This is a genomic window from Methylocella sp. (assembly GCA_037200525.1).
Lineage (GTDB): Bacteria > Pseudomonadota > Alphaproteobacteria > Rhizobiales > Beijerinckiaceae > Methylocapsa.
Genome location: JBBCGG010000001.1, coordinates 3864152 through 3882629 on the forward strand (window position 1 = coordinate 3864152; position 18478 = coordinate 3882629).

The 18478-nt window shown below is 58.4% G+C and carries 20 protein-coding genes; 15 read left to right on the forward strand and 5 right to left on the reverse strand.

Annotated elements, in window-relative coordinates; translation table 11 throughout:
• Window positions 1-8 precede the first annotated feature (8 nt).
• From WDN46_18955 to WDN46_19010, 12 genes are all read left to right on the forward strand, one after another.
• Window positions 9-776, forward strand: a complete 768-nt coding sequence (locus WDN46_18955; GenBank protein ID MEJ0095402.1) for a 16S rRNA (uracil(1498)-N(3))-methyltransferase — start codon at window positions 9-11, stop codon at window positions 774-776.
• A gap of 73 nt (window positions 777-849) precedes the next feature.
• Window positions 850-1203, forward strand: a complete 354-nt coding sequence (locus WDN46_18960) for a hypothetical protein (protein ID MEJ0095403.1) — start codon at window positions 850-852, stop codon at window positions 1201-1203.
• 222 nt (window positions 1204-1425) lie between these two features.
• On the forward strand, window positions 1426-1992 hold the full coding sequence (locus WDN46_18965) for a NifU family protein (GenBank protein ID MEJ0095404.1): 567 nt from the start codon (window positions 1426-1428) through the stop codon (window positions 1990-1992).
• A 123-nt stretch (window positions 1993-2115) separates the two neighbouring features.
• Window positions 2116-2805, forward strand: a complete 690-nt coding sequence (gene tsaB / locus WDN46_18970) for a tRNA (adenosine(37)-N6)-threonylcarbamoyltransferase complex dimerization subunit type 1 TsaB (protein ID MEJ0095405.1) — start codon at window positions 2116-2118, stop codon at window positions 2803-2805.
• Window positions 2802-3308 carry a ribosomal protein S18-alanine N-acetyltransferase gene (rimI, locus tag WDN46_18975; protein ID MEJ0095406.1) on the forward strand — a complete coding sequence of 169 codons (507 nt, stop codon included), beginning with the start codon at window positions 2802-2804 and terminating at the stop codon, window positions 3306-3308. The genes tsaB and rimI overlap by 4 nt, the downstream gene beginning before the upstream one ends.
• A 331-nt stretch (window positions 3309-3639) precedes the next feature.
• The gene (miaB, locus tag WDN46_18980) at window positions 3640-5112 is read left to right on the forward strand and encodes a tRNA (N6-isopentenyl adenosine(37)-C2)-methylthiotransferase MiaB (GenBank protein MEJ0095407.1); all 1473 of its coding nucleotides are present in this window, start codon (window positions 3640-3642) and stop codon (window positions 5110-5112) included.
• Between the two features lie 17 nt (window positions 5113-5129).
• On the forward strand, window positions 5130-6173 hold the full coding sequence (locus WDN46_18985; GenBank protein ID MEJ0095408.1) for a PhoH family protein: 1044 nt from the start codon (window positions 5130-5132) through the stop codon (window positions 6171-6173).
• Window positions 6170-6658 carry an rRNA maturation RNase YbeY gene (gene ybeY / locus WDN46_18990; GenBank protein MEJ0095409.1) on the forward strand — a complete coding sequence of 163 codons (489 nt, stop codon included), beginning with the start codon at window positions 6170-6172 and terminating at the stop codon, window positions 6656-6658. The genes WDN46_18985 and ybeY overlap by 4 nt, the downstream gene beginning before the upstream one ends.
• A gap of 36 nt (window positions 6659-6694) precedes the next feature.
• Window positions 6695-7768: a hemolysin family protein gene (locus WDN46_18995; protein MEJ0095410.1), complete on the forward strand. Its 1074-nt coding sequence runs from the start codon at window positions 6695-6697 to the stop codon at window positions 7766-7768.
• 218 nt (window positions 7769-7986) lie between these two features.
• On the forward strand, window positions 7987-8370 hold the full coding sequence (locus WDN46_19000) for a hypothetical protein (GenBank protein ID MEJ0095411.1): 384 nt from the start codon (window positions 7987-7989) through the stop codon (window positions 8368-8370).
• A gap of 193 nt (window positions 8371-8563) precedes the next feature.
• Window positions 8564-9139, forward strand: coding sequence for a TetR family transcriptional regulator C-terminal domain-containing protein (locus WDN46_19005; GenBank protein ID MEJ0095412.1), 576 nt, complete (start codon window positions 8564-8566; stop codon window positions 9137-9139).
• Between the two features lie 53 nt (window positions 9140-9192).
• Complete coding sequence (locus WDN46_19010; GenBank protein ID MEJ0095413.1) at window positions 9193-10011, forward strand: tRNA (guanine(46)-N(7))-methyltransferase TrmB; 819 nt, start codon at window positions 9193-9195, stop codon at window positions 10009-10011.
• A 158-nt stretch (window positions 10012-10169) separates the two neighbouring features.
• Here the strand turns inward: WDN46_19010 and WDN46_19015 are convergent, their stop codons facing one another.
• Complete coding sequence (locus WDN46_19015; GenBank protein MEJ0095414.1) at window positions 10170-10622, reverse strand: hypothetical protein; 453 nt, start codon at window positions 10620-10622, stop codon at window positions 10170-10172.
• Between the two features lie 1521 nt (window positions 10623-12143).
• Between WDN46_19015 and WDN46_19020 the strand changes: the two genes are divergently transcribed.
• Window positions 12144-12446, forward strand: a complete 303-nt coding sequence (locus WDN46_19020; GenBank protein ID MEJ0095415.1) for a hypothetical protein — start codon at window positions 12144-12146, stop codon at window positions 12444-12446.
• A gap of 50 nt (window positions 12447-12496) precedes the next feature.
• Here WDN46_19020 and WDN46_19025 read toward each other — a convergent pair whose 3' ends face one another.
• Window positions 12497-12820 (reverse strand): hypothetical protein, encoded by a 324-nt coding sequence (locus WDN46_19025; protein ID MEJ0095416.1) that lies wholly within the window; start codon window positions 12818-12820, stop codon window positions 12497-12499.
• Between the two features lie 353 nt (window positions 12821-13173).
• On the reverse strand, window positions 13174-13440 hold the full coding sequence (locus tag WDN46_19030; protein ID MEJ0095417.1) for a hypothetical protein: 267 nt from the start codon (window positions 13438-13440) through the stop codon (window positions 13174-13176).
• Between the two features lie 173 nt (window positions 13441-13613).
• Between WDN46_19030 and WDN46_19035 the strand changes: the two genes are divergently transcribed.
• The gene (locus WDN46_19035) at window positions 13614-13835 is read left to right on the forward strand and encodes a helix-turn-helix transcriptional regulator (GenBank protein ID MEJ0095418.1); all 222 of its coding nucleotides are present in this window, start codon (window positions 13614-13616) and stop codon (window positions 13833-13835) included.
• 176 nt (window positions 13836-14011) lie between these two features.
• The gene (locus WDN46_19040) at window positions 14012-15001 is read left to right on the forward strand and encodes an aldo/keto reductase (GenBank protein MEJ0095419.1); all 990 of its coding nucleotides are present in this window, start codon (window positions 14012-14014) and stop codon (window positions 14999-15001) included.
• A gap of 226 nt (window positions 15002-15227) precedes the next feature.
• Here WDN46_19040 and WDN46_19045 read toward each other — a convergent pair whose 3' ends face one another.
• Together WDN46_19045 and WDN46_19050 are read right to left on the reverse strand one after the other, a co-directional pair.
• Entirely contained in the window at window positions 15228-17183 is a 1956-nt protein-coding gene (locus tag WDN46_19045; GenBank protein MEJ0095420.1) for an alkaline phosphatase family protein, read from the reverse strand.
• Window positions 17184-17423: 240 nt separating this feature from the next.
• Window positions 17424-18422, reverse strand: a complete 999-nt coding sequence (locus WDN46_19050; protein MEJ0095421.1) for a hypothetical protein — start codon at window positions 18420-18422, stop codon at window positions 17424-17426.
• Between the last annotated feature and the right edge of the window lie 56 nt (window positions 18423-18478).

An 18478-nucleotide genomic window follows, 5' to 3' on the forward strand; every position in this document is an offset into this window, starting at 1 on the left:
CTAGCCACATGCCCCGCTATGATTTCACCTCCCATCGGCTATACGTCGACGCCACGCTGGCGCCAAACGCGGGGATCGATCTCGATCCGGACCAGGCCAACTATCTCCGCAATGTCTTGCGTCTGCCCGACGGCGCCGAAATTCTGGTGTTCAACGGCCGCGACGGCGAATGGTCCGCTAATCTGTCGGCCGCCAATCGCAAATCCGTTGCGCTGGTCGCGCGCGATCTAGTCCGCCCACAGACGCCGCCGTTCGGTCTCCACTACCTCTTTGCGCCGCTCAAACATGCAAGGCTGGATTATATGATCCAGAAAGCTGTCGAAATGGGGGCGGGCCTGCTCCGTCCGGTTCTTACCCGCCGAACTCAGGCTGAACGAATCAATGAAGGGCGCATGCACGCCAATGCGATCGAGGCCGCAGAGCAATGCGGCATCCTCTCGATCCCCGAAATCGCCCCTGCAATCCGACTCGACGCCTTGGTCGAGGGCTGGGACAAAACCCGCCTGCTCGTGTTTTGCGATGAAGATGCGCCGGTGCGAGACCCCTTGCAGGCCTTGAAGGCCTTAACGCCCCTTTCCGCCAAGGGTGAACCGCTCCCGCTGGCGGTATTGATAGGCCCCGAAGGCGGCTTCGACCCGGCTGAACGCGAGGCGTTGCTGGCGCTGCCGCAAGTCTTGCGCCTGTCGCTTGGCCCGCGCATTTTGCGTGCTGACACGGCGGCCGTGGCCGCGCTGGCCGTGATTCAGGCTTCAATCGGCGACTGGCGACATTCTTAAAGGATCATTAAATCGCCCCAATGTAAGATCATTCCAAGAACATGATTTCGGGAAGCAAAGGTTCGGGTTATCCATGATCCCGTACGCTAAATTCCTTATATTGTTTGGGGCCGCGGCGGCTTTTCTCGCCTTTGGCGTTGGCGCGCAGGCTGACGATCTCGCAGGCGATCCGAGCGCCCTCGCGCGCGCGAAAGCCCGCTGCGCCGCGTTTGGATCGGGCTTCACCACCATCGAGGGAAGCGATGTCTGCGTCTGGAGAGGCAGCCATATTCGCATAGGATTTGGCTCGCACGGCGTCGCTTCGCCCGCCGCGGGCGGCGGCGCAATGCACGTCAACGCCGGCGACGAATCCGGCCAAAATGCCGACGTCGCTCCCAGCCATCTGCGCCTGCCCGATGACGACGAAACCGGGTCAATTCCCCGCTGATCGAAAGCCGAACCTCTCGATCTTAGGCCAGCGCAAGGTCAAACGCGTTCCTGGCCCTTGCCCCGTAAGCGCCTCGGCTCGGCGGAGCCCCAAAAGGCGGCCTACGCGCTTATCTAAGCCTTACCGCTTGCTCATTGGCTTGCAGTCCATCATATTTTAAGCGGGAACCTCGCCCTGTTCGCATCCAGCTCCGGCCTTGAACCGGACGTTTGGGAGAATAAAATGTTCATACAGACCGAAACCACACCTAATCCCGCCACGCTGAAATTCCTGCCCGGACGAGCCGTCATGACGGCGGGAACCTTAGAAATCCGGGGAGCCGAATGGGCCTCGCAATCGCCGCTCGCGCAGTCCTTGTTCGCGCTCGAGGGCGTATCCGGCGTGTTTTTTGGCTCCGATTTCATTTCCGTCACCAAATCGGAAAGCGATGATTGGCAGGAATTGAAGCCAACGATTCTCGGCGCCATCATGGAGCATTTTCTGTCCGGAGCGCCCCTGCTCAACGCCGACGCAGAGTTCACGCCGCAAGTTGCAGATAGCGAGTTTTTCGCTCCAGACGACGCCGATACGGTCGCGACCATCAAAAATCTGATCGACACCCATGTGCGGCCAGCCGTCGCAAATGATGGCGGCGACATCCAATTTCGCGGGTTTCGCGAAGGAACAGTCTATCTCGCCATGAAAGGCTCATGTTCGGGCTGTCCTTCGTCCACGGCGACGCTAAAACGCGGAATCCAGAATTTGCTCAAACATTATGTGCCGGATGTGCTGTCGGTCGAACAGATCTAATTCAAGGCAAATCGCGCCTCTGCCTGAACGACAGGGAAATAGGTCAGCTTGTCTGCGGCGCGACCGTTGCGGTCGTAGTTGGATCTCCGCGCCTCGGTCGGAATGTCGACCGGGATATCGGCGATGAAAATCCTGGCGATCGACACTGCGCTGCCGGCGGTTTCGGCTTGCGTCCTGGACGATAAAACCGGGACCCTTGAGGCGGTCGAAACCATTTCGATGGAGCGCGGGCACGCGGAAGCGCTGCTGCCTCTGATCGATCGCGTTATGGCGCGCATTGAGGGCGGCTTTCCCGCGCTTGGCCGGGTTGCCGTGACCGTCGGCCCCGGCTCTTTCACGGGGTTGCGCGTCGGCATCGCCGCCGCCCGAGCCATTGGCATTGCTTGCGAAATTCCTGTCGTCGGCGTCTCCACTCTGGCGGCTCTCGCCGCACCGCTGATTCTCGAACAGCTGCCCGGCCTTGTCGGCGCGGCGATCGACGCCCGCCACGGCAATGTTTTCTTCGCCGCTTTCGGTCCCGATGGGCGCGCAATCCTGTCGCCCCGGATCGCGCCGATTCGCGAGGCCGCCCGCTCGCTCGGCTCAGGCCCCGTCCGGCTTGTGGGTTCGGGCGCCGCATTGCTCGCCATTGAAGCCGCGAGCGCCGGATTGACCGTCGAATCAGTTGGCGAAACTCTCGTTCCCGATATCGTTTTTGTCGCTAAACTGGGACTTCTCGCCGATCCGGCCATGGCTCCCCCGCGTCCGCTTTATCTGAAAGCGCCGGACGCCAAACCGCAGGATGCGACGCGAGTCCCGCTGGCGACGCCTTGAGCCCATCAAGACATGTACAGTCCGTTCGCAAAGGCGCCCCCCCGTCCAACCGCAGAATCGGTCCGGAGCGGAGCGCCGAATGCGCGGCCATCCACAAAGTGAGTTTCGCCTATCCTTGGGACGAATCGGACTTCGAGCAGCTCCTGCTCGCACCGGAAATCGTCGCGGCGGGCGCTGTGGACGCCAGGGACTGCAGTTTGGCGGGGTTCATTCTGTCCCGCGTCGCCCTCGATGAGGCTGAAATTCTGACCATCGCGGTCGCCTTGGAACGGCGACGCTGCGGCGTTGGCAAGATTTTGATGACGCCGCATTTGACTGGCCTTGCCGCGATCGGAGTAAAGCGCCTGTTTCTCGAGGTGGACGCCGAAAATGCCGCAGCGCGGGCGCTTTATGCCCGCTACGGCTTTGAAACAGTGGCTGAACGAAAAGCCTATTACCGAAAGCTTGACGCCCGACAAGCGAGCGCGCTCGTCATGCGGCTCGATTTGCAAGAATGGGTTTGAATTCTTCGCTCGCGCGAAAACAAAAGAAACAGGAAGAAGATCAACAGGGCGGCGGCGATTGAGATTAAAGTAATCACGCTCGAAGCATCTACCTGAAAACTGTCGCAGTAGTCTGACCCCTCATGCTCGAGTAGGACTCGGCGTCCAAAAGGAATATATCGAGCGCCGCCGGAGAAAGACTTTCCGAATTGGGAAGGAAAATGAGGCAAAATCAACGAACGCCGATTTTCCTGGGCATTCCAACGGAGAGTGTATTTTTGCCTGTTCCTTCGAGCGTCATAAGGCTTTAGAATAAACGTGCGAGGCTCAAGCCTCGAAGATCGCGGGGACGATGTCTGATTCTGAGCATTTGCATTTGAAGTCGAGCGAATTGGCCAAACCTAGCCAAAGCTCGGAGGAACCCCGCGCGCGCAGGCTTTTCGTGCAGTCCTTCGGCTGCCAGATGAATGTCTACGACTCCCAGCGCATGGTCGATCTTCTGGCCCCGGAGGGTTACGCCGAGACGGCGCGAGTCGAAGACGCCGACCTCGTGATCTTGAACACCTGCCACATCCGCGAGCGCGCATCCGAGAAGATTTTTTCTGAATTGGGCAAGCTGCGCGTTCTGAAGGCGGAACGCGCGAGCGCTGGGCAAGCCACCAAAATCATCGTCGCGGGATGCGTCGCCCAGGCCGAAGGCGAGGAGATTTTTCGCCGCCAAAAGGCCGTGGACGTCGTTGTCGGTCCGCAAAGCTATCATCGCCTGCCGGACCTTTTGCGCCGGACGGAGACCGAGCGCCGCCTCGTCGAAACCGACTTTCCGGCGAACGATAAGTTCGATTTTCTGGTCGCTCCTTCGCCAAAGCAGATCCGCAAGCGGGGCATCAGCGCCTTTGTCACGGTCCAGGAAGGCTGCGACAAGTTTTGCACCTTCTGCGTGGTGCCCTACACGCGCGGTGCCGAGAGTTCGCGCCCAGTCGCCAACATCGTAGCGGAAGTCGAAGCGCTCGCCGCTTCCGGCGTGCGCGAGGTGACCCTGCTCGGCCAAAACGTCAACGCCTACCATGGCGACGCCGGAGCCGGGCGAACGGCCTCGCTGGCGCAGCTTTGCGCAGAGGTCGCGCAAGTCGCGGGCATCGCCCGCATCCGCTACTCGACAAGCCACCCATACGACATGGACGCCGGCCTCATTCAAGCGCATCGCGATGAAGCCGCGTTGATGCCTTTCCTGCATTTGCCGGTGCAATCCGGCTCAGACAGAATCCTCGCCGCGATGAACCGCAAGCATAGCAGCGCCGACTATGTCGCGCTCTGCGCCGAGATTCGCCGCGCCCGCCCGGACATTGCTTTGTCGTCCGATTTCATCGTCGGTTTTCCGGGCGAGACGGATGAGGATTTCGAGGCGACGCTCGATTTGATCGAGACGGTCGGCTTCGCCAGCTCGTTTTACTTTAAATATTCCCAGCGGCCTGGAACTCCAGGCGCCGATCTTCCCGATCAGGTCAAGGAAAGCGTGAAAGTCGCGCGGCTCCTGCGGCTTCAGGATCTCCTTGAGCGGCAGCGGCAGGCATTCAACCGCAGCATGGTCGGGCGCACGCTCGACGTCTTGATCGAGAAACGCGGTCGCCACGCCGGCCAGATTGCCGGGAAAACGCCTTATGTTCAGCCGGTTCAGCTGGAGGGAGAGGCCGATTGGATCGGCCAGATTGTAGCCGTCGAGATTATCGGAACATCATCGAACTCCTTGTTCGGCAGGCTGGCGGCCGATCGGGCCGCGCCAGCCTTTGCCGGACAACATGACATCACGCGAGGTGCGCCCGCTTGAAACCAAACGATCGTTCCATGTCGCTTGTGCGAACCGAGATCAAACGCCCATCCGGCGAGGGTGAAATCGCCGAAATCAATCTCTCTTTCGACGATAATCGCTCCGCTTCTCTCGTCTTTGGCCATTACGACCAGAACCTCGCCAAGCTGGAGCGCAAACTCGGCGTCATCGCCAACGCCAATGGCAATCTCGTCACCGTCAAGGGGCCGCCCGAGGCTTGCGAGCACGCCCGCCTCGTTCTTGAAAATCTTTACGGGCGCGTAAAACTCGGTCAGCCGGTGAGCCTTGGGGACGTCGATGGCGCGATCCAGGAAGGGGCGCTGCAAGGAAACCTGTTTCCCAAAGAGACCGAGGCCGGGCGAATCGCTTTCGAGCAGATCGGCACGAGGCGGCGCGGCCCGGTCCGCGCCCGCAATGCCGCACAGGACCTCTACCTTCGCACCTTGAAACGCCATGAGCTGGTGTTCGCCGAGGGTCCGGCCGGAACGGGCAAGACTTGGCTCGCTGTCGGCTATGCCGTATTGCTGCTCGAACAGGGAGCCGTCGAGCGCCTCATTCTCTCGCGCCCCGCCGTCGAAGCCGGCGAACGGCTGGGCTTCCTGCCGGGCGATATGCGCGAGAAAGTTGATCCTTACCTGCGGCCGATCTTCGATGCTTTGGCCGATTTTATGGACCCGCGCATGCTGGAGCGCGGCATGCAGACCGGCATGATCGAGGTCGCCCCGCTCGCCTTCATGCGCGGGCGAACCCTGAGCAATGCCTGCGTGTTGCTCGACGAGGCGCAGAACGCCACCTCGATGCAGATGAAAATGTTCCTGACCCGCCTCGGCGAAGGCTCCCGCATGATCGTCACCGGCGACCCGACGCAGACGGATTTGCCTCCCGGCCAGAAATCGGGCCTCAGCGAAGCCATCGAGCTGCTATCTGGTCTCGAAGGCATCGGCCATGTCATCTTCAAGGAAGGCGACGTCGTTCGCCACGATCTCGTGCGCCGCATCGTCGGCGCTTATGAAGAGGCGGGGCGACGAGCGGCGGCCGCAGCCGAAAGACCTCGAAAATGAAACCCGTTATTGATATTGCGATCGAAGCTGAAGCCTGGGACTCTTTCGACGACCCCGCCGGCCTCGCCGAGACCGTGATCGGTCAAACCATCAGCCAAAGCCGCGTGAGGCTCGCGCCAGAGGTTGAGATTAGCGTCGTCCTCTGCGACGACGCATTCATCGCGGAACTCAACCGCAAGTGGCGGGGCGTCGACAAGCCAACCAACGTATTGTCCTTTCCAAGCGGCGGCGACATCGGCTCGACGCCAGTTCTGGGTGACATTGTGATCGCGTTCGAAACCACCGCGAACGAAGCGCGCGAAGCCCAAAAGCCTTTGCGCAACCATGTCGCGCATTTGCTGGCGCACGGATTTTTGCATCTGATCGGCTATGATCACCTTGAGGATGCGGAAGCCGAGGCGATGGAGGCTCTCGAACGCTCCGTGCTCGCAAAGCTCGGCATCGACGATCCGTATCTCGACGCCTTGATCCAGGCCGAAAACTGATGATGATCCACGCTTGATGACGATCGAAAATCGACGATGACGATGATAAGCGAACGCGATAGTCCCGCCGCAAGCGAGACGGGCGTAGATAAATCGATCTCTGGCGCCAAGCCGAGTTTGTTCGATCGCCTGCGCTCCGTATTCGGGCTCGGCGGCGCTTCAATCCGCGATGATATCCAGGATGCGCTAGCCGACACCTCGACCGACAAGGACGTATCGGCGCAAGAGCGCGCCATGTTGAAGAACGTGCTGTCTATGCACGAAGTGCAGGTCGGAGACGTCATGGTTCCGCGCGCCGACATTGTCGCGGTCTCGCTGGACACCAAGCTCGCTGAGGTGCTCGACCTCTTTTGCACCGCCGGCCACTCCCGCCTGCCCGTGCATGGCGAGACGCTGGATGATCCGCGCGGGATGGTTCACATCCGCGATTTTGTGGCCTATTTCGCTAACATTACGAATTCTCGCGATCGGGCTGCGGGCGAGCCTGACGCGCCAGCCGGTTCGCCGGAATCCCTCGTTTCCATTGAGAAATCGCTCGAAAGCTTCAGGGACTTAAATCTTCCCCTGTCCGAGGCCAATATTCTGCGCCCCGTCCTGTTTGTTCCGCCCTCAATGCCCGCCCTCGATCTGCTGGTGAAGATGCAGGCGACGCGCACTCATATGGCGCTGGTCATTGACGAATATGGCGGCACGGAAGGCCTCGCTTCGATCGAGGATATCGTCGAGATGATTGTTGGCGATATCGAAGACGAACACGATTTGGACGAAAGCCCAAAGATCGATCGCGCGGCCGACGGCGGTTTCATCGTCGACGCGCGAGCCAGTCTCGAGGATGTCTCGGCGGCAATCGACGCGGACCTCACCGCAATCGGCGACGCCGAGGAGGTCGAAACGATCGGCGGTCTGATCACGACCCTCGCTGGTCATGTTCCGGTGCGCGGCGAAATCATCTTGGAAGGCGGACTGGATTTCGAAATCCTCGACGCCGATCCGCGACGCGTCAAGCGGATCAAGATCCACATCGGCCACAAACATCCTGTCGCCGGGAGCGAGAGCGCGGAGCAAGAGGCCTCGGCCAAGACTGGGCGCTCCGTGCCTGCATCTCGCTGAGTTTGCGGCGCGCAAAGCGCCGGCGTGCGAGCCCCTCAATAGACGCCGCTGTCGATTGCCGTTCGATTTAGGTATTTTTAGACCTCCGATCACCTTATCGTGAATAGTCAAGATTCCGGCAATGACCTCTTGAATTTTTCAATATGACCGGTCATTTTGAACGGAAGGCGATGACGCAATTGGCGCCGCCGGCAACATATTCAAGAAGGTCGCAAGTCATGAATAACTCTAAAAAACTTCTCCTCGCCGGCGCGTTGCTGGCCTTCGGGGGCATTACGCAGCAGGCAAGCGGTGAAGAAGCCTACGATCCGGAGCGGGCTTTTGTCGCCCAGCTTTCAGGGAAGCCCTTTGTGACGCCGGAAGTTAGAGATTCTTTTTCTCGTCAGGGCGGCGCGGTTTCTTCTCGGGTTGACGCCTCGGTCGAGCAGGATGATGTCGCGCGCATTGGCGGCAGGGTCGAACGGCTATCCTCGAGCGCCAGCGCGCCGACGCTACATGACAGTTCGTTCGCCAACTCCGTCGAGCGAGATGACGTCGAGCGCCTTGGCGGCAAAGTAGAGCGACTCTCGCCCAGCCCGGCGAGGGCCGGCCTCGGCGGATAAGCCGAACCCAAACGCGACGCTGCGACTTTTTGGCGCGAGCAGCGTCGCAGCGCTCAATCCAATCAAGCTCACAGGCTCGCTACCTAGCGAGCCTGTAGCGCATCGAAATATTCTCACGGGAAGACCGATCCATCCTTGCCGATGAGACGACCAGTCACCTAATAAGGAAAATAACAAATAAATAAGGGAGAAAATGATGGCCAGAGCCAGCCTCCGCGAGAAGATTGTTGACGCCGCCCTAGAGCGCTTCCATGTGCAGGGCTTCAACGGCTGCAGCGTTCAGGACATCACTGAGGCCGCCAGCGCGCCAAAGGGATCTTTCTACAATCATTTCAAGACCAAAGAGCTTTTGGCGCTAGAGACGCTTGATCGCTACAATGAAGACAGCAAAGTCAGCATCCTCTTCGAAGACGACAAGCCGCCCTTGCAGCGGCTCAGGGCCCATTTTGAATTTCTCGCCGCTAGAGCAGAAAGCTGGGGGTTTGGCCGCGGATGCCTGATCGGCAACTTCGGAGCGGATATGGCCGATTCATATCCGGCGATGCGCAAGGCCCTGGCGAAAGTGCTGCTCGATTGGAGTGACGCCGTGGCCATTGTGCTGCGCCAGGCCCAGGCTGAAGGAGAGATCTCCAAAGACAAAGACGCCGATCTTATGGCTCGTTTTTTGGTCAACGCATGGCAGGGGGCGACAACGCGGAGCAGAATCGACAAGAACCGCGCGGCCCTTGACGATTTCTTGACCGTTGCCTTCGACATCCTTCTCATCTGACGCCGCATTCGATCCAGTTTGCGCTGCGATCTTCGACATGCGAGGAGGAGATCGTGCGTCGAAACAAACGGATAGAGAGCGTCGAGCGGCGAGAGATGAACGCAGAAGCTGAAGCCAAACCGCCGACCCGCGAATTTTGTCCGCCCGCATGCGGGGCGCATCATGATGCGCAGACCGAGGCCGCCTTCCGGCAAGCCACTTTGTTTGGCCGTCGGAGAGGCAAAAAGCTGACCGCGCGCCATAGCGAATTAATGCAAACGGCCCTGTCCGGCGTCACCATCGACGCATCAAAGCCGATTGATCTCGCGTCCTTGTTTCCCGACCGCCCCGCCGCGGTATGGATCGAAGTCGGCTTTGGCGGCGGCGAACATCTTGCCGCGATCGCCAGCGCTCATCCCGAGATCGGCTTCATTGGCTGCGAGGCGTTCCGCAACGGGATCGCCAAGGCATTGATGCTCATTGAAGATAGCCAGTTGCGCAATGTCCGCCTTTATGAAGGCGATGCTCGCGCAGTGATCGAGGCGCTGCCGGCGGCTTCCTTGGACGGCGTTTACCTGCTCTATCCTGATCCCTGGCCAAAGCGCAGGCAGCGCAAACGCCGGTTCTTGTCGGATGACATGCTGAAGCGGCTCGCGCGCGTCATGCGGCCACGCGCTGAACTTCGGTTCGCCACCGATATCGATGACAATGCGGGTTGGACTTTGGCCCGAATTCTGCGCTCGCGCGAATTTTCGTGGGCTCCCGCGAGCGCGCAGGATTGGCTCCGCCCATGGGAGGGTTGGAGCGGCACGCGATATGAGGCGAAAGCATTGCTTGAAGGTCGGCGTCCCGCCTATTTTTCGTTCTTGCGCAGCGACGCATGCGACCCGTGATCGCGTTGGATGGAGGCGTACCTGCTTCTCTCCGGCTCGAGCGCTATACGAGCGGAAAGGGCCGCAACTTTTCGGGACAGGATAGGAGTGCAAGGATCGCAGCGCAGATCGCCTTCGCTCGGAAACCGACTTTAGCTATCAGGCCAGTCCATTCGAGATCAACTGCTCATCCCGCCGGCCTTCTTGACTGGCTTTGTCGTGGCGACTTCAGACGAAATGCCCCCGCGTCTCGCCCAAAATGATTGTCTGGCCCTGCGATGACCCGGCCAATGCGATGTCGCCGAAGCTCCGCGCGTCACCATGCCGACGAAGCGCTGCAATATGGATGAGAAGGAAGGAGAAATCGTCCCAGCTAGATAACCGATCTGGAGACTTGCGCTCGCCACAAATATGCCCAGCAATGCGCCCGAGAGACTATGTCCTTCGTGAATTTGACCGGACAGAGCCACAACGGTCACAAAGACGCCGGCAGGGATAAGTACGTAGAATTTAAAAAATTGTGATAACACTATTCCAAATACTGCGCAGGCGGCAATAAAGACATACATTCCAAATGCTCCTTGACTCCCCCATTGCCTCTTCTTGAATTTTATTGTTTTTATAATTTTCAATATTAGCTACTGAGACTAAAACTACTTAAACCCAACGACTACCCGCAGTTTCCAGCGGCCGGGCCCTCGATGCAACGGCGCGGCGCCTACTTTGCCTTGATGTGACAACTATCTCACATTTAACGAGTTCCGTCTGTCGAAAAATGATTGCTGAAAGCGAATAATCAGTTAGGTTAAGCTGTGCTTTAGTTTGATGCGGCCGCCATATGAACCTTGAACCAATGCGCCGGAACGCCGCCGCAGTTCCGACGAGGCCGGCTGCCGCCGACTCCTCCGCGTTCCGCTGTAGCTTCTGCGAAGCTCGAACGGCGATTGGAAACTCTTCCCGCCGAGCTCACCTTTCTCTCCGCTTATGGCGCCTCTCCTTCTATCCTTCTTGGAGCCGCCGCGCAGGCGCAGGCATTGGCAGTCGCGCCGGAAGCTGCGCTCCTTGCCCGCGGCGCCGTCACCGAGACGTTTTTTTTATCGGTCCCTCGCCCGCCACCTCGGCGTCGCCTTCATCGCCGGCGACATCGCTCTTGGGGCCGGGGCGCGCTATCCGCACTCGATCCATGCGGGCGTCGCCCCACTCGCCTCAGGAGCTGGCTGGCTCGCGGCGCCGCGAGGGTCGACGCTCACAAGTTTGTTGCGGCGCGAGCAGCGCGGCGAACGTTTAGAGGGAAACGAGCGATTTTTCCGCGCCAACCATAGAGCTGACCATAGTCTTTAGCGCCTAGCGCTGGCATCTTCAACATGGCTCAGTTCTTGCTTTCTCAATGTCAGGAAGCTCCTGGTCAAAGCCGCGTTGCGGTTCCTCCCCCGCTTCTTCAACTAATAGCCCTGCTTAGCGCCGGGTTTTTTTTCGCACGGACTCACGCTTAGACCGCCAATTGAACAAATGTGGAACCATGGTGGTCTGTGGTAAAAAGGCTGCCACGGAGGTGATTCGATGTTGGATCAGGATACACGAGGGCCGGCCGAGTTGCTGTGCGATCCCCCCTTTGAATTCCTCGAATTTTTAAGGTCGGAGGGTGCGCACGCGAGAGCGCATAGGGCATTGATGCGTGGAAGCAGCATCGAACTGCCCGCTAAACAGTGGGACGTCTGGGAGCGGACAAGCGCTCAATATGGTCGCAGCTATAGGCGTCTCGTAGCCTGTTTCCCCAATTATATCGACACCATGCACGATCTACTTTTGCCGATCCAAAACGAATGGGAGCGTCTCCATGCGCAGCACTGACTCGCTACCAATGCCGCGACAACGCGCAATCAATGCTCTTTCAATGAGATTCTTCCTACTGGTGGCATTGACGTTGGCGATCGTTGCGGTCGCATCGCTCAGTTTCGGAGTGGGCGATAGGGCGCAAAAGTGCCGGTTCCATACCGGTGGCTTCTCATCGGGCTTTTCAGGTGACTTTGATATAGATCGGATCAAATGCCGTTCGACCTCAAAGGCGGTAGTCGTAATCGACCGGCTACGTTCATTCTTCGCAAATTGAAGCGTGCGTAAAAACCTAGAATCCTCACTAAGGATCTGCACAGATGGACAATAACAAGATTTGGTCGGAAATGACCGCTGACGAAAAGATAGAAAGTCTTCATCAGCGGAACAAGATGGACCGACAATCGATCTTTAGACTTGCTGGCCTTCTTGACGAAAGAACATCGCAGTTGGCCGCGTGTCTCTCCATTGTTGCTGGTATGACAGAGGGAAATTTCCCCGCCGCAGATAAGGTTGCTAGCTGGAGCGATAAGCTTCGCCTTACGTTGCCAATGATTACCAAATCCGATCTCGATCAGCGTGTTCAAGATAGCCTGAAGCAGATAATTAGGACGATGTCCTAAATCAAAATCGAATGCGCGCCCATAGCGTGCGGCGAAGCGGCTGGGTCATGTCAGGTCTCCACGTCGCGGGTGGCCTCAAAAAGCACGCCGACGTGATCCACGGTCCGCGTCTCTGGATCGTGCGACGCTAGATATTGAAGCCTGCTGAGGGCCTCGTGGGGCGTCGTGCACCGGTAAGCGCATAGCGCCATCAAGGCGTCCTGTTCGGCGTCATCGGCGCGATCATTGTCGAGCTCTAGAGACTTGAGGCCGCTGCGTTCCCTCGCCGCGTCATCGTCGGCGAAGATTTTCTCAAGGATCTCCTTATTTTCCTCCTCGACGGCTTTAGCGAAATTTTTTCCTCGCTTCTGGAGCTTCGGAGATGCCCGACTCATAAGAATTTCGAACATCATACCGGAAAACTCAAGGCCGGCCGCCAACTCCTTCCTGCATTTCTCGATACCCATATCCAATGTTAATGGCACTGATTTGGCATGCCCCTTTACAGGTAAGGGCCCCTTCCAACGGATTGTTTGATAGACCGCCTCTGCTTCACCCTCCTTCGCAATAATGGCTTGGAGAGCAGCATGAGCCACACGATGGTCGTTCGATCAGCCGAGTAAGTTCGTGCGAGACCGGTGTCTCTGCGCTGGCGCCTGTGGCGAGTGTGGCGCCGCCAGCGATCCCCATTGCAAGCGCGGCAAGCGCTGATCTGCGGTTGAGATTTGGCAAGCGGGTATCGGCCGTTTCAATGTTCTTCGCCATGGTTATAGCCCCTCCCGTTTGGCTTCCGGCACGAAGGCGTGGAACCAGGTGTGCACGGTCGTGATTTGGTCCAGCGCCCCAGCGCCATGGTGAAGAGTTCTTCCAGCGCCTCCCGCTCGCCGCCGAAAGCGGTTTCGAGGCTTCGTGCAGCGAGCCCGCCGATGAGCATGAGTGACTGGGTGCGGTCGATGGCGAGCTCGGCGTCGATGTAATCCGGCCATTGACGCCCGGGGGCCGCGGATTCGGACATCGATGGCTTTCCGCATTGTTCGTCTAGATGCTCACGGATATCGGTCGGGATTTTGTCGACTGCTGGTTTGTTTGTCGTCATTTGTGTTGTTCCTGTCCTCGTTTGTTGGTACAACGTACAAACTAATAACGCGGATTAGGGTGCGTGTCAACGCACATTTGGACAGGGTACAAATGAAAGCGGTTCAGCTTAAGATGGCGCGGGCGGCGGTTGGCTGGGGAGTTCGAGAATTAGCCGAACGAGCTGGCGTGACCGCCAATACGGTAACGCGAATAGAGAATGGCGCCGACGCGAAGCAATCGACAATTGAGGCCCTGCAAGCCGCCTTGGAGTCCGGAGGCGTCGAATTCATCGCCGAGAATGGTGGAGGGGCCGGCGTGAGGCTGAGGAAATAATTTACTAAAGGCGATCGGCGTACGTAGCTTCGATGCCAACTGCGCATGACATTGCAATCGTAGCGCGATTGATCTCCACTGAAACCCCTTCGTCACAATCCAAATGGTCTATTCGTCTAAACAATTCCGCGTCGCTTTCGGGCGGCAATCGCTCTTCCTACGAACGGAGAATCTGATTGGACAAACGTGCTCTTGGCCCCCTACAGGTATCAGCGATTGGACTCGGCTGCATGGGGTTTACGTCATCCTATGGCGGACACGAGGAATCGGCATCGATAGAAACGCTGCGTCGCGCAGTGGATTTGGGAATCACCTTCTTTGATACTGCTGAGGTTTACGGGCCGTTTGAAAACGAGCGGGTGGTCGGCCGCGCTCTCGCCGGCCTGCGAGACCAGGTGATCATCGCCACCAAGTTCGGGTTCGGCATCGGTCCAGGTGTTGGTTTTGATGCGGTGACGGGGCTCGACAGCAGTCCCAAGCATGTTAAGGCGGTCGCCGACGCGTCATTGAAGCGGCTCGGCGTCGATACTATAGACCTTTTCTTTCAGCATCGCGTCGATCCAGCGGTTCCAATCGAAGAGACAGTGGGAGCAATGGCCGAACTGGTGCAGGCAGGCAAAGTGCGGGCGTTGGGCTTGTCCGAAGCGGGTTCGCAGACGATCCGTCGCGCCCATGCTGTACACCCGATCGCTGCGGTACAGAGCGAATATTCACTCTGGTCACGCGATCCAGAGAAGGGGGTGCTGCAAACTTGCCGTGAGCTTGGGATTGGCTTCGTGGCCTATAGCCCGCTCAGTCGCGGCTTTCTCCCGGGAAAGATCCGGACGCGGGAGGATCTCGGCGAAAACGATATGCGCGCGTGGCTTCCCCGATTTGAAGATGGCAATTTGAAGGCAAACGTAGCGCTCGCCGACACACTAGGCGAAATGGCCGCCCAGCGCGGGGCTACCGCCGCACAGCTTGCTCTCGCTTGGGTGCTGGCCCAAGGCGACGACATAGTGCCCATTCCCGGTTCACGGAAGGTGGCTCATCTGGAGGATAACGTGCATGCAGTGAACCTCCGGCTTGATGCCCATGACATGGCCCTCATAGCTGCCGCCATGGCCGAAGGCGTCCGAGGCGAACGCTACTCCGAACAGTTCATGGCGGCTGTCGAGCAGCACTGAACGCACCGTGGGAGATTAGCCGGTCAAGGGGCCTAAGCTTGAGCCCCCTGACCGACGCACTTCACTAGTATCTGATTTTAGGTGTGTCCGGGAAAGCTTCGGCATATCAGGCGTTGGCGACGGTCAACTGAGATTTGCAAAATGGGCTGCTTCGCAAAAAAATGACGCCATCAAGCCGGACGGTTTGAGTGGCGCCATCGCATCACCAGAGTGAAATCGCCCGGCGTTACTCGGTATAGGGCTGGTTGTTCGGTGCGGCGTCGAAGTTGAACGCGTCGAACAAATCACCGATCGCCGGCGGGTTAGTCGGAACGTAGGGATTGTTCTTGGTAGAGGTCGGGTTGGGCAGGTTGTCGCGGCTGCGGTCAGTCAGCGGCTGGAGCTTCCAGTTGCGCTCAATGAACTTCAGGATCGAGACGTGGTCCGTATAGGTGTGGTTGACCATGCCGCCAGTCGAATAGGCCGAGAGGATCAGCAGCGGAGTGCGCGGGCCGTCGCCGAAGAAGTCGAGCGGCTGAATATAGCCGGAGTCATAAAACCCGCCCCCCTCATCCCAAGTGACGAATACTGCTGTTGTGGCCTTGAGCTTCGGATGGTTATCGAGCGCGTCGAGAATTTTCTCTACATAGGCTTCGTAGAGATCGATTTTGCCGCGCTGCGGATGACCGTCGAGTAATTCGTCCGGCTTGCCGAACGAGACCGACGGAAGCGTATCGTTCTTGATGTCCGCGATCAGGTCCACAGTGTCTTTCATATGTTCGGCCCTGACCGTTGGATTGGCCATGATCGATGACGAATATTGGAATGGAGAGCAGTGTTCGCAAACGGCTACACCTACGGCGTGCGCCGGATCATTGAGAGCGGCTTCGCTGAGATTGGGACTCGTCGGGTCCGCGGCTACGGCCTCATTCGACAGAATGACGGCGTCATTCCAGGATCCCGCGAAATAGGCCCAGGAGATTTTCTTGTTGTTCAGCTCGTCGCCGATCGTTTTAAGAGGCGATGGCGGCAGGGCGTTCCCGCCGGCGAGCGCGCCATTCGGTAGGAAACCCGCGTTCGTATCGTTGAGTACATAATAGTGGTTTTCCTGGCAGTTCGGCTCGGCGTCATAAGGAAGAGAGTTGAGGTAATCGACGATGGGCTTTACGCCGGGCTGGGTCACGTCCGAGCAATTGCTAAAGGAATTGTCGGCGGTGTAGCGATTATTTGTGCCGACGACCGGATTCGGGTTGGCGATCAGTGATGCCGGCGGAACGATCGGCGTGCCGTTGCCATCGGTCCAGAAGGTATCGTCGCCGGAACCGAGCATAATATGGTTGGCCGCGGTTCCTCCCATCATGGGCTGATGATAGTTATCGCTCAAGGTGAAGCGATCTGCGAGAGTCTTTAGCAGCGAAACCTCTTCACCCTCGGCGTCGTAGAACCCCATTTCATTGCCTTGACTTTTATCTGTCGCTGAAAAGGTCGCCATCACGAAGGGATAAAGGTCATTTTGACAGCCGGAGGGATTCTCCTTGGTGGCCGCGGAGAGGTTGCAATCCACTTGCTGCCACATTTCATAGAACTCGTGTTGCGCATCACCCATATAATCATCATCACTGATGTTGGGGCCCAGCAACGGGAAAGGACCGGCCAACATGCCTGCGCCCGGAATGCGCTTGTCCAATACGCCCTGCGCTTCACCGGTGGAGCCCGTCGTCAGCAGACCGAGGTCCGCCTTTTCGAGATCCGGCTCAACGCTGGCCAAAGCAACGCTGCCGAATGGGGGGCTGCCACTCGGCTCGCCGTTCTCCGACGGCGTCGACGGCGCGCCACTGGTATTGGGCTGCGGCATCAGGTACTTCGTGCCGTACGCTACCTTATCTCTCTGCTTCGGGGCAATAAAGTAGGTCTTCTGGGGGAAAACCAAAAACTGCTGAGCCAAGGCGAAGCTCGGCCCCGGCTGGCCGTTTTCCTTGACAATGCCCTTCGACAGAAGGTTTGAAATCGTCTGGCCTTTGCCCTTCGGCTTGTAGACGCCGAAGGTGTGGTCGAAACCGCGATTTTCGCCGATCAGAATGATGACATGCTTGATGGGGGATTTCGTTTCGACAGACGCTGCAGCGTCTGTGCCGGCCGCATAGCCGGTGGTGCTCGACGCGAACGTCGACAGCGCACACAACGCAGCGACGAACCGCCACATTCTGCGAGCGTGAGGGTCAGAGTGCATAGCTACTCCAGAAATGTCTATTTCCGCTTACCCCCAGGCGGCGAACTATTAGAAGATATACGTGACAAGATTATTGCGGGCACTGATCGATGGGGTCGGCATCGTCGGACATCTCCGGCGGATGAGGTCGGCCTAGGTGTCAACGCGTCAATTGCTCCATCCATCATCGACGAACTCTTTGTAAGCCTTGGGGATCTCGCAGCCGATCTCTCATCACTGGTTGGCCGCCGCCATCGCTGCAAATTGCGCGGACCCTTGCGGGTTATTTGCGTATGCCTCGAAGATGCTGACCCAGCTGGCGGCATCGGGCTGCCTGAAGTTGCCGCAGTGACGGATACTGCAGACCGTAAAGCCGCCCTGGAATGTGAGGCCCTGATTCACGGCTTGCGAGTTGTTCCCCTGAATGTTTGTAATCAGTGTTTTAGGTAACGTAATCACACTGTTGAATTTTATGTCCCCCCGCATGACGGTTTTGAACTGGATCTTAAAAGCCTCAATCCACGTGGGCTGACCGATCAGATCCTCGTAAGCGATTACAGGGGCGGTAACCGGCGTGGTTCCGTCCACGGCGTCGATCCCGCCGGCGGTGTTGAAGTTCAAACTCACGCCTGGATAGGACGGACCCAAAATCTCCTGGCTTATCCGCCGAAGGTACGTCCCGAACTGCTCCAGATTCCCATGATAGCCAATCTCATCCTGGGCATAGACCAGCATCGGGCTAATCTGCACATTGACCTGCGTGCCTGGATACGCCGTCCGCAGCGCATTCTGAAGCGGCTGAGACAGCGGCGTTCCCTTCTTCCAATTCAGCACGATGTTTTTTGGCGGCGTCTTCGGATTCGGGCCGATCGATGTCGGCGCATTGAATGGCGTCGTGATTACGAAATCCTGAGTTTGGTCCGTGCCGATCCAGTTTGCGAAACATTGCCATATAGAGCACGTTACCAGAACGCCCTGCTGCTGCGGCTTAGCGAGAGGGAGACCGGCGCTCATTCCTCCCCTGACGGTAATTGGCTTTCCAAACAAGCTCTGCGACTGCGAGATCGCCGCTAAGCCGATGCCCCATACCCGGACATACGATCCAGCAGCAGGAACATCCGATGCTTGTACCTGGATGTCCATTTCGACGTTTAGGGCGCCGGGATCGAACTTGCCATTTACGAGAGAAGTATAATGCGGGCCGCCGCCGACGTTGATGTCATAGTATCGCATTCGCTTTCCTTATCGCGTGAGGAATGGCCAACGTGGGCGCAAAATCTGCGGTCACG